8 protein-coding genes are annotated in these 12,434 nt (G+C 49.5%); 2 read left to right on the top strand and 6 right to left on the bottom strand.

The features are described from left to right. Positions 1 to 3: 3 nt before the first annotated feature. On the bottom strand, positions 4 to 318 hold the full coding sequence (locus BM123_RS10005; RefSeq protein WP_090167858.1) for a hypothetical protein: 315 nt from the start codon (positions 316 to 318) through the stop codon (positions 4 to 6). 269 nt (positions 319 to 587) lie between these two features. Between BM123_RS10005 and BM123_RS10000 the strand changes: the two genes are divergently transcribed. After that, positions 588 to 1,775, top strand: coding sequence for a DegT/DnrJ/EryC1/StrS family aminotransferase (locus BM123_RS10000; protein WP_090167856.1), 1,188 nt, complete (start codon positions 588 to 590; stop codon positions 1,773 to 1,775). A gap of 590 nt (positions 1,776 to 2,365) precedes the next feature. Here BM123_RS10000 and BM123_RS09995 read toward each other — a convergent pair. From BM123_RS09995 to dinB, 3 genes are all read right to left on the bottom strand, one after another. Beyond that, complete coding sequence (locus BM123_RS09995) at positions 2,366 to 3,937, bottom strand: T9SS type A sorting domain-containing protein (protein WP_090167855.1); 1,572 nt, start codon at positions 3,935 to 3,937, stop codon at positions 2,366 to 2,368. Between the two features lie 12 nt (positions 3,938 to 3,949). Continuing rightward, on the bottom strand, positions 3,950 to 6,529 hold the full coding sequence (locus tag BM123_RS09990; RefSeq protein ID WP_090167853.1) for a hypothetical protein: 2,580 nt from the start codon (positions 6,527 to 6,529) through the stop codon (positions 3,950 to 3,952). A 354-nt stretch (positions 6,530 to 6,883) separates the two neighbouring features. Further along, on the bottom strand, positions 6,884 to 8,017 hold the full coding sequence (gene dinB / locus BM123_RS09985) for a DNA polymerase IV (protein WP_090167851.1): 1,134 nt from the start codon (positions 8,015 to 8,017) through the stop codon (positions 6,884 to 6,886). Between the two features lie 329 nt (positions 8,018 to 8,346). On the opposite strand from dinB, the gene BM123_RS09980 reads away from it, so the two are divergent. Continuing rightward, positions 8,347 to 8,877 carry a GNAT family N-acetyltransferase gene (locus BM123_RS09980; protein WP_090167849.1) on the top strand — a complete coding sequence of 177 codons (531 nt, stop codon included), beginning with the start codon at positions 8,347 to 8,349 and terminating at the stop codon, positions 8,875 to 8,877. 130 nt (positions 8,878 to 9,007) lie between these two features. On the opposite strand, the gene BM123_RS09975 is transcribed toward BM123_RS09980, so the two are convergent. Both BM123_RS09975 and BM123_RS09970 read right to left on the bottom strand, forming a co-directional pair. Next, positions 9,008 to 10,696, bottom strand: a complete 1,689-nt coding sequence (locus BM123_RS09975; protein ID WP_090167847.1) for an ArnT family glycosyltransferase — start codon at positions 10,694 to 10,696, stop codon at positions 9,008 to 9,010. Between the two features lie 278 nt (positions 10,697 to 10,974). After that, positions 10,975 to 12,174, bottom strand: coding sequence for a M12 family metallopeptidase (locus BM123_RS09970; protein WP_245748497.1), 1,200 nt, complete (start codon positions 12,172 to 12,174; stop codon positions 10,975 to 10,977). Positions 12,175 to 12,434: the final 260 nt, after the last annotated feature.

Genomic DNA, 12,434 nt, shown 5'->3' with positions numbered 1-12,434 from the left:
TATTTACTCCACCCCTTCCGTTTTACAGCGAGCCAATTGTTCCTGTGAGATGGCGAGGTCGCGCTTCAAGCGAACGATCTCACTACGCAGGTCCTGCACGTTTTCAAACGTAGCCGGTTTATTGCCGGAATTATCCTGCGTCGGTTGGTAATTATCAACGGGAGCTGGTGACGCCGTTTCCTCCATCCCTAAATACCCTTTGATATTCTCAATCGGGTCCTCACCATTAAAATAGCTGGCGCCGACGTAAGCGATGGGAACGAAGATGATCAGGAAAATAAGCAAGCGACTGAATCCGGTAAGTTTAGTACGAGGCATGGGTAAATAAATTTGATGATTACAAATAACAACAGTTACAAGGTAGGGAGAAAGTTCATTCTACGAAGGGCTGCGGACGGTCGACGGACGGGTTAGTACCGGAGGGACGCCTACCGTAGCGATGGCCGACCAAAACGACGAAGTCGTTGAGCGAGCCCATCGCGATTTTTCGGGCGCAGACGCAGGATGCCAGCTAAGTTTGACAAACAGCAGTGTTTTCATCCCCCGCCACATCCTACCTTTGCGGAACAAATAAAAACCTCCCGCCCATGGCTACCCCCACTGCTCCTGACGGTCGCGCTCAGCTCCCCACGCCCACCAATATTCAAATGGTTGACCTCAAAGCCCAGTACCGGGCCATGCAGGAGGAAGTGGACGCTGCCATCATCGATGTCGTCCGTAGCGGCGCCTTCATCAACGGACCGGCGGTCAAGGCCTTCCAGGCCGGACTGGAAGAATACCTCGGGGCTGACTACGTCATCCCCTGCGCCAACGGCACCGACGCTTTACAGATCGCGCTCATGGCCCTCGGCCTGGAGCCCGGTGACGAGGTCATCGTCCCCGCCTTCACCTACGTCGCTTCGGCTGAGGTCATCGCCCTGCTCCGCCTCACACCGGTAATGGTAGATGTAGACCCCCGCACTTTCAACGTGCGTGCGGAAGACATAGAGCCCGCCATCACGGAGCGCACCAAGGCCATCATCCCCGTCCACCTCTACGGGCAGAGCTGCGACATGGAGCCCATCATGACCCTCGCCAAAAAACACGGCATCCACGTCGTGGAAGACAACGCCCAGGCCATCGGTGCCACCTACACTTTCTCCGACGGCCGCCAGGCCCGGACCGGCACCATCGGCGACATCGGCACCACCAGCTTCTACCCCAGCAAGAACCTCGGCGCCTACGGTGACGGCGGCGCGATGAACACCAACTCCGAAAAGCTCTCCGTAGAACTTCGTAAAGCGGCGAACCACGGGCAGAGCCGCCGCTACTACCACGACATCGTCGGCTGTAACAGCCGCCTCGACTCCATCCAGGCCGCCGTGCTCAACTGCAAGCTTCCCCGCCTGGACGGTTACTCCGCGCGGCGCAACGCCGCCGCTGACTGGTACGACGCTAACCTTCAGGGGCTCACCGGACTGCTCACGCCCGCCCGCCTGCCCAACAGCACCCACGTCTTCCACCAGTACACCCTCCGTATCGACGGTGGCCGCCGCGATGCCCTGCAAGAACACCTCAAAGCCGCCGGCATCCCCACCATGATCTACTACCCCGTCGCCCTCTACGATCAGGAAGCCTTCCGCGGCACCGCCGCCAACAACATCGACTTTCTGCCGAATACCGATCTGCTCACCAAAGAAGTTATCTCTCTGCCCATGCACTCCGAATTCGATGAGGGCACGCTGCAATACATTACGGATGCGGTGCGGGGGTTTTGGGGGGTAAGGAATTCTTGATTCTTGATTTTGGATTCTCGATTCTTGATTTGGCCGAATACGCCAAGTCACTCGTAATTGAGCGAAACGATGCTTTCTCGTACAGTCTCTAGTCCTGCTAAGGACGGGTCAAAACTTTTAGCGAGGGACGGAATCGCCGCGTAGCGGGCGATGTAGTCCCTTGACTTGATGTTTGGGTATCGATAATAGGCCGTTCTTTCCATTACAACCGGGAGAGTAGGATTAAAAGGATTTTGATAGGATTTTTAGGATGTGATCCTAAGAATACTGCTACCGAAGCCTCGTAAACAACACACCAGAGATTAGAATTATAGAATGAGAGAATGGTAGAATGTTATCCTAAGAATCTTCTTTTCAATCCTACAAATCCAACTCTCCCGGCTTCTGCTTTCGACGCCGGAGGAGCCAAATCGTCTATCCTTTTAGCACGCGAGGGACGCCATCGCTGGCTTCGCCGCTCCTATGTCCCTCGCTAAGCGTTTGACCCCGTGCCTATCGGCACTAGGGATTAGTGGAGGAATAAGGTATTGACATTAATCAGGCAGTCCGAAGTAAATCGTCAAATATTCCCAACCACATATTCTATATCCTCACCGCACCACCACCCGCCGCTCCATCACCACCGCCCCCGCCTGATCGCGCGCATACACGACGTACGTCCCCATCAGCAAATCATTAATCTGCAGTATCGACTGATTCGCAGAAAGCGTAAAAGCCGCCACTTCTTTCCCATTTACACTCGCTATATGGATATGCGACAACTGATGCGGCAGCGGTATCTCTACCAATAATTGTCCCCGGTGATCCGCAGGATTGGGATATACCTTGATGTTCATTCCCACTAAAGGTGAGGCTTCTTCATTCGATGAGGTCAAATCCGAAAAATCGAAGGACCGGAGGGATAGGACGGGCTCAACCCGGTCATTGAAATCGCCGAACGTATAGATATTTCCTTCATGGAACTTTATCCCTGCTGACGTAAATCTTTGATCGCTAATTTCATTTTCTGAACACTCCTTAAGCAACTGACCATCTTGAAGAGAAAATGCTGCAACAAATTGATTCCAAGCCCCCGCTTGATTACTTTTTTCGCCCGTCAGATAAATTATGCCTTCGTTTATCATCGAATAACGAGAAGCAGCCCAAAGCTCTCCTTCATTATCATAGCGCTTTTCCCAAATCAACTCTCCTTCAGGAGATAACTTTGTTAGTAATACTCCCGAACTATTCTCTTCATTATAAAATATGCCGTTCACATAAATGAAGCCTTCTTCATCAAAGTCTACATCCGTTATTCTATCAATCCAATCAGACGTTAACGTTTGCGTCTTCTTGTAGGTCCACTCTAAACCTGTTGAATTGTACTTCGATAGTTCATAAGGGTCTGCAAAACGTGCTAAGTAAGTAGAATTTTGTTCAACGTCTCGAAAGATCGAAGGTGCAAAACGATATCCCGTCAAACTAATAGAGTAAGAATTTTCCACCCAACCCGTTTCACCAGACATCGTCACCACTTCAATATCGTTATCCCGAGCCACCAGTAGATTAAATTGATCTCCATCACCATCTAGGCCCAATAAAACGCCGCCCCGGTTAACATGTCGCCAAATCATTTGATTATTGATTCTTTTCTCGACGAAAGTTGAATCAACCGCCACCCCAAATTCTCCATATTTAATGCCAGACAAAAACAAGATAGAATCTTGTACAGATAAGATATTCTTCACCGCCATCGGGGCGTCCGAAGAATCACTGGTGTAAACGATATTATCATCTGGCGAAGAGGCATCTTTAGCCAAAAAAACGCGGTAAAAACTAAAACGATTCTGGAACGAAGGCGTATTAATTACCCCTAGATAACCACCAGAAGCGCGTGCCTGAATATCAGCAATTTCGCCGTCCTCACCAACAAAATAACGTCGACTAGCTAAAACATTTAAATCCTTATCAAACCAATGAATAAGCCTAGATTCAGACAAATTAAATGCATTGGTTGAAATGAGAACACTACCACTATTCGTAGATTGAAAAAAACGAGTAGTAGATAGATTATTAACTTTGTCATCTTCTACTTCAACCCTTTGCTCAAGGCATTCTTGAGCGGGCAGAAAAAGTTGACAGACGAATAAAAAACAAAGTAAACTAGCTATTCTAACAAGCATCGGTTTTATCAGTTATAGCTTTACCAATTTCGTGGAAAAGTTAGTTTGAGATCCTTTTATTTTTACTACGAAAACATCTTTGGGGAGGTCTCCTGTATTTATATTTTTATAAAAATAACCTCCGGAGGTAGCCACTGTGAAAGAGCGAATTTTTTCACCTGTTGTCATCGAATAGAAAGTGACCTCATATTTTTCATCAACGAGTGACTTTATAATAAGTGTAGCCCTATCGGAAACTGGATTCGGAGAGACGCTCACATTAAACTTATCATAGGCAGATAATACCTTTGAGCCTGAAGAGCTTTTCCCTTCTACGGCCTGAATAACTCCCGACACAAAATCTTCACGGACCACGCAACCACTAGCTTCGTAAACTTCGAATGGTATATTCGTTCCCATAGTTATAGCTGTAGAAAAGTCGACACCGGCTTCCTTAGTTTTAAACACGAGTTCAACCATGTCTTCGCCTGGTTCGATTTTCTGACTAGAATTCGCATTACTTCCGTCAAAAACATAAGATAATCTCACCTGTGTTCTCAATCCTTTCTCAATTTTATTACTCCAACGCATTACCTGTTGATTAGTGCCAGAAGTCATCACTCCTGTTTCTATTGCTGCTCTTTCAACAAGATCAGTTCCTGCAGTAACCTGCCTGTTCATCAGTTCCAACTTAGTATTATCAAATTCAATTTCCATCTGAAAACCAGCAATATTTTTCGCCACCGTTGGATGAATTTGGTATTTCAAAGATTCGTTTTTACCAAAAAAAGTACTCGCATAAACGCTCACTACTTCTCCTGTCTCTTTTTCTGAGCAATCCTCAAAAGAAATATTACCCCCCGTCAATCTTTCAACGCTACTTCCATTTACATCTCCTAGCTTGTAGGCATCGAACCCAGCCTTACCTTCAAGTACAGGACTGAAAAAGAAGTCAGATCGGATGTAAGGCGCTTCATTATAGTAAGTGTTCCCATTAATCGTCATTTTGAACGGATCAACTGAAAAACCTGAACTTTGCGACACGACCTCTGGTACAAATTGCCAAGGACCGGAAGGATAATCCTTAAATTCATCATCGAACCCTAGGATAACACGCCGAATAGCTACAATGTCAAATATGGATAAATGACCATCTCTACTGACATCAGCAGCCAATTTTTGAAAAGAATTTAGACTTTCTCTCCCCAAAATATACCTTGTAAGTAAGATTATATCATTGGTTGTTACATCATCCAACCAGTCGTCTTTTGTATAGTTGTATATGGCATAAGATGTATCTGAATCTTGTACATATTCTCTATTTCTGACTCCGCTCCCAAACAGAGTTGACTTTGCGCTGACTGAACTATCAAATAATTTTGCGCTAAAACTTCCATCTAGAGGGGTTGTGACATGGGAGTACCTTCCTTCTACCATGCTACTATCATCATGGCTCAATCTTATATTCGCACTTCTTATTGGAACTGATGTATTCCAAAACTGTACTGTATCTACAAACTGAGTTCCCTTTGAAATATCCCATAATTTTGCAGCATCTCGTCTAGCTTTGACACTCTGGAATATATACTGCTCTTCTGTAAAGTTATTCCTATAACTCCCATTATAAGACATGAGATTACTAAGACCTACTTCAACACCAGCTATTTCATGTCCATTATAATCCACATAATTTCCCGTGTAGGAGTTATCTTGAGTAGTAAATCCCACAGAACAATTTTCAACTCCCCTGATTGAATCAACATATACAAAACAGTCTGGATCATCTGGATTAGGAAAATTTGAGCTCAGCAATCCCCAGGCAGGAGTATCTGATATTCTATCGCCTGCCGTTTCATGATTATGTCGATCAAAGGGCACTGAGCCAATTGGCTGATTCTCTCGAATAACCAGTTCTCTCCAATCTCTGTCGGCAAAAATCATAGGGCTATTCTCAATTGGGTCAGCAGGGTTATCGTACAAAAAAGCTCCTTCAAAAATATGCCTTAAACCTAAGACATGCCCCATTTCATGAATTAACGTTTTACCTACAAAAGCCCCAGTATTGCTAATATACACTGTTCCGTTTCCACGGGGACCGTAAGGGTTATCAGGGGAAAAAGAAAAAGATAGAAAATTAAACCGACCGGCTGCGCCACTAGATAATGGAAAGATGAAAAAGTTTGCATTGGATGATGTAAATGAAAAAATACTTATAGGAACAACTCCATCTAAACCTCTTCCGTCATCAATGTAGTTGATTGGCCCATCCTGAACGAATTGTATCTTAATGGAATCATACACTTCATTCAAATTAGATATAGCGATATCAGCGTCTGCTTGGACAACCATACTTCTAGGTATTCCAGACCTATCCAGTGGCATTGAACCATCATCTTCTCTAAAAACGGTAAACCGAATCGGAAGAAAAAGCGTGTCCATCTCATTCAACTTCGAAAAAAGTGGTTTCTCACTATGGAATAAGTCAAAATCGGCATCCTCTATTTGAGCTTCAAGTGGTGACAGTTCAAATTCGCATTCCTCAACACCAGAGGTCTGTCCGGTTAAGTAAAATGGAATTAAGAAAAATAGTGAGAGTAGTGTAGAGTTCTTCAATGGTATTGTCTTTAGTACACATCAAATATAGTCTCAAAAAACTAACTCTCCAAAACAAAACACTTTTCTGGCTATTTATTCAAAAAAATGAGACCTCTCTAAAGAAAAGCATAACCCAATAAAGAAGTATTACTTATATTATATACTAACTAGTCACCTAAAACATTCAGTTTCGAGACAAACCTAATTTGCCATTAAGATTAGCACTAAAAAAATCACAGGAGTAAAACTGGCTGCTTCAATCATAACTGAGAGATTAAGATTGAAATAGGATTCTTAAGATAACGCCCTGAAAATCATTTGAAGCATAACAGCTTTTGCGCTCCGCTTGCCAGCTAACGGCTGAAGCCGTGGCTACCCCTTCCCCAAACTCCCCCGCCCAAACCTTGTCCGGATTTTATCCATCGCCCGCAGCAGCGAGCTGTCTTGTTGGGTATCGGTGAAGAGGTCGAGTTGGGTGTGGCCAGGTACGAGGCGATCAAAGCGGACGCCGACGAGGCGGATGCACTGCCGGCGGGTGAAGAGCTCGGTAAAGAGCTGATCAACGACGGGGAGTAGCTGCTGGTCGTGGGCCGTGTATTTCACCCGCCGCTGGCGGGTGTAAGTGTTGAAGTCGGTGTAGCGGATTTTGACCGCCACCCCAGCGGTAAGCTTGCCCGACTGCCGGAGCTCGTAGGCCAGTTTCATCGTCTGATCGCGGAGGCAACGGCGCAGGGCCCCGATGTCCAGCGTGTCCGTCTGGAAGGTATGCTCGCTGGAGAGCGACTTCTTATCGGTGTACGGCACAACGGGCCGATGATCAATACCGTTGGCGCGGCGGTGGAGCTCACGGCCGGGCTTGCCAAACTCCCGCTCCAGCAGGTCAATGGGGACCTGGCTAAGAGTACCGGTCTTACGAATACCAAGCAGGCTCAGCTTCCGGGCCGTTGCCCGGCCCACTGACGGGATTTTCCGCACCGGCAGCGGCGCCAAAAACGCCCGCTCGGCTCCTTCGGCTACCCAGCCTGAGCCATTGGGCTTCGCTTCCCCCGCCCGCACTTTGGAGACGAGCTTATTAATGGATAAGCCGGCCGAGAGCGGCAAGCCCGTCTCCCGACCGATTCGCTGCCGTAGCTCCTTACTCCACTGTACACAGCCGAAATATTTGTCCATCCCCGAAATATCCACATAAAACTCATCGATGGAGGCTTTCTCGAACACAGGGCCCTCTTCGGCAATGATCTCCGTGATGATGCGGGAGTGCTTTTCGTAGTCTTCAAAGTCGCCCTTCACGACCCGCGCTGCCGGGCAGCGGCGCAGCGCGATGGCCATGGGCATCCCGGCGTGAATGCCGAAATGGCGGGCTTCGTAACTGCAGGAGGTCACTACTCCCCTGCCACCAGTTCCGCCCACAATGACGGGTAAACCGACAAGCTTACTGTTCTTCATGATCTCCACCGAGGCGAAGAAGGCATCCATATCCAGGTGAAGAATGGCTTTTTGAAACATGTCGTGTCTTTGCGGAGTGAGTAAACTTTCTGTGGCAAAGAACGAGTGGTGACTATCAAAATAAAAACATTTTGTGTTAATTTTTTGAGAAAATGGTAGTTTTGATTGAGGGAGTGGTAAAGCCCGTAGCGGGCAGTACAAGGGAAATTCACTGCGTGGCTGCCTCGTGGTAGGATTATTGAGAGGGAGATTGTATACTGAAAATCCAACGCTCCCGGGCCTAAAAAACTCTCCCCCGGTACCTGCCCCCCGGCAACCCGCACCCGGCACCCGGCAACCCGCTTTTTCAACTTACTTTGCACCTGCGTCCGCGCCCCAAAACGTATCTCATGCCTGATCAACTCTCCCTCCGCCACGCTAATCCGGCCGACGTAGCCGGCATCGCTAACCTGCACGCTCAAAGCTGGCAGCTCACCTATCGCGGAACTTTTAGCGATGATTACCTCGATCATGAAGCTCCCGCTGAACGCCTCGCCACCTGGACCGAACGTTTCGCTACTCCCAATCCTGAAATGCTCGTCACCGTCGCCGAAAAAGAGGGCTCAATCGTGGGCTTTTATTGCACTTTTCTGCACTACAGCGAAGACGGACATATGCTTGACAACCTTCACGTTCGCCCCGGCCTGCAGGGCCACGGCATCGGCCCGAAGCTGATGCGGGACGCCGCCGAACGCGTTAGTCAGCACGACCCTGACGGCACCATTTTCCTCTGGGTACTGACGGATAACGAGGGCGCCATCCGCTTCTACGAACGCCACGGCGGCCGCCGCGGCCGCACCCAACAACTCGTCTTGGCCGGCAACAAAGTTGAGGCCATCATGATGAGCTGGCCCGTCAAAAAACTGCTCGAACTACGATAGTATCTACTGCACTACCGTCTACGGTTCTACCGCCTACAAAATTACCGTTCTACCGTCCACCGTTCTACCGTCTACCGTTCTACCGTCTACCGTTCTACCGTCTACCGACTACCGTTCTACCGTCTACCGTCTATTCAATCACCACTTCCACCAGCTCACTCTGTCCCCGCAGTGGCGGCATCCCCGGATAGCCCATCCCGAACTCTACTACGGCCGGACCCGGCGGCAGGTTGTTCATGATGCGCAGATCGCCGGTGAAGACGGCTGCTGTTTGATCAGCGGTCAATTGGTTCGTAGCCTTTCCCCCCAGCTTGTAAAAACTCATCGTCCCGTCAGGGAAATGAAAAATAATGAATGGAAACAGGGAGAAGTCTCCGTTCAGGCTCAAGTCCCGGGGCACCTCCGCCAGCAGCTTAAAGGCTACGGGCTTACCTCGTTGCAGCGTATCCGGCAGTGGCTCCGCAGCGGTTAACCGTAAGCCCTTCGCCACCGGAAATCGTTCGATCCGTTGCCAGCGCATATCGCGTGTGTGCGTCCGGAAAGGTGTGGCAGCTTCGTTATTCCAGGTCTTTTGCCCGAGTAGCAAGACGGGTTTTTCGTTGTACACCGAGTCATCCGTCCACAGGTCATACTGGTTGAGGCGGTACTGCACGTCGGTGAAAGTCCAGGCGGGTTTACCGGAATAGAACTCATAGAGGGAAGCCAGCCGGTAGCTGTTCTGCACCATCACGGGCAGATCGCCGGCCTCCTCGGCCAGCCGTTCGACCCAGGGTTGATGGTCGAAGGGCTTGTCAAAGGGCAACCATTCTCTTGGGGCCACCAGCAAGATGCGCACCAACAGCAATATGCCGCCGCCGATGAGGCAGAGACGCCACAGTTGTCCTTGCCATTCAGGGAAGCGATCCCGCGCTGCCCGGAAGGTGAGGTAGACCAGCGGCATACTCAACAGGGCCGTCCACTGGGCCTCCGTGCCGCCCTTGGTGGTGGTATAGAGAAAGAAGAGCAGAAAGCCAATAACGAGCCAGCGGTTCGCTATCCCGAAGCGATCGTGCCCGCTGTCTTTCCGGAAGGTCTGCACGTAGTGCCAGACCAGCAAGGGGCTAAAGATTACCAACTGATTGGCCAGATACTCCAGCGTGAATTTGAACTCGTAAGCATCATCCCGTCCGCTGAGGTGATAGCGAAAGGAGGGGAAATCATTGGCGTATTGCCAGTACAGATGCGGCATAAAGAGCGCTGCTCCCCCCAGTGCTGCCACCCATGCGCCGGGCTTACGCAGCAGCCAGAACAGATGCGGCAACACACTGAAGAAAATCAGCATCACGCCGTGGTATTTACTATAGAGCAGACCTGCCATCGTTAGCCCCCACAGTGCCCCGTTGGCCAAGGTTGGGGCATCCAGGAAACGGCGATAGGCTAATAAGTACAAGACCGTAAAGAGTAGCAATGGCCCGTCTGGCGTAGCAATAAAGCCATAGACGTGCAGCATGGGCTGGGCGAAGATTAGTCCGGCAGCCAACCAAAGTAACGGGCCACGGGGTTTCTCCAGCAGATACCACAAGCCGGCAATGGTAAGCGTAGAGGCCAGCACGTGCCCCAGCCGCAGACCAAAGGCTCCGGGCAACCAGTCTTTCCCCATACTAATCAACACCGCCACGGCGGGCGGATGATCAAAATAGCCCCAATCCAGCTGACTGGCGTACATCCAGTAGTAGGTCTCATCCGCGTCAAGCGGGGAAAACGCCGCCTGCAGCAGGTTGATCACCAGCCAAAGGGCAAGCAGCCACAGCGGCTGAACGGAACGTTGGGGGAGTTGCATCCCGCAAAGGTAAGATTCTCGATTTGCTGCGCAGCCCTTCGGGGTTCCTGATTTGCTGCGATATGCGATATGCGATAAAAATCGAACACCTCCCGTAAAACCCCAAACAGAAAGATATATTTAGCACCCTCGGACAGTCCGTAGTCCCGGTAGGGACGGATCTAAACTTTTAGCGAGGTACGTAAAAGCCGCGCAGCCAGCGATGGAGTACCTCGCGTAGGAAGGAGAGATTTACTACGTAGTACTTCGTGCTCCCGATTTTGGATTTCGCACGCGCATCAACGACTCTCCCCCAGATAAACCTTAAGCCGTTGGCTTGCCTCATCGTAGCTACCAAACAGGGTTAGCGATTCGCTGCCGTCTACCGTCAGGATACCACGGCCATCGCCGGGGATTTCAATTTCCGCGTATTCCCTTCGCACAACACCATTAACCCTCACTTTCCGGTACCCGAAGTAGGTGGAAGAAACCACCACCCGATAAGGGTATTTACCTTTCGGTAAATCCAAATTGAGTTGCTGCCGTTGGCGGGCATCCTTGGCCAGACGAATCGTGTATCGTTTATCGGCGATGAAGAGTTGTACCGTCTCCGATTTTTGCTGCTTCCCCAAAGCATTATTAATCTGAACGCGGTAATTCGTTACGCGGGTTGGAGGAGCGGAAACGGGAGGAGTAGAAACAGGCGGATTACTAACGGGTATACCCGTAGGCCGCCCCGAAGAAGTGTAGCGGCCGGGATACATTCGGGCGATGTACATTTTATCCGTTTCCGATAGTTCTGAGTTCATGCCCACCTCATAGCGTCCGCCGGTGAGTTGAGCAGCGACGGGATAATGCATGATGGAGGCGCGATCGTAGGCAGAATACTGAGTTGCATCTCGCTCAGCAGTGGCCATCACGTTGTTGTAAGTCATTTGGCGATCCCAGCCTTGCGTACGCCAGTAGTGGTCGTATACGGCGGCTTCGTCCCAGGGAATCCCTCCTGCGGGGTTCTGGTGTTCGTGTAATAAGCCCAAAGCATGACCAAATTCGTGTAGTACGGTTCTTTTGATTTCGTAGTCAGAGGTACGATCATTCAACCAACCGAAATTCATACTGGGCCGGTTCTGGTCAGTATGCGCAGAGCTCGTGCCGACCATCGACCAGGAAGCCCCGTTCTGGGTAAAGGAAACCCGGATATCGGCAGTCCCCGAAGAAAGCACGCGAAAATTAACGTTGGCATATTGGGTCCATTCCCTGGCATATCGCATTACCTGATCTTGCAGATAGCTACTCCCGCCAAAGAATTTAACCGTTAGCGTACTTCCTACGGACCACTGACTATTAAACGTTCCACCGGGCTTATAACTGACCGCTTTTTGCGCTCCATCGGGTATATTAGCCGGTACCCCGACAGAAGCTTTTGGGGAAGAAGGAATTACCGTACAGGTATGAATATGTTGGGCAGATGCAATGGAGAAAACCCCAAAGAATATCATCAATGTCAAAATGTACGTACGGCCTGAATGAAAGGAGATTAACATGGGCAACCTTTTTTACAACTTCAGATAGTTACGTATCCCAAATGCTTCATCCCCTTCTTTTCGTCTTTTCCACTTCTATTTTAACCCAATCCTTACCCGACTTTAACCCCTTGTTGACAGGTAGAGGATTCTCGATTCTCGATTTTGGAGACTCGATCCTTGATTTCGCGGCCGCGAGCGATATGCGATATGCGATATGCGATATGCGATATGCG

Source organism: Neolewinella agarilytica (genome assembly GCF_900110645.1).
GTDB classification, from domain to species: Bacteria; Bacteroidota; Bacteroidia; order Chitinophagales; family Saprospiraceae; genus Neolewinella; species Neolewinella agarilytica.
The sequence above is the reverse complement of the archived record's forward strand: the minus strand, read 5'-3'. Positions and strand labels throughout refer to the sequence as shown.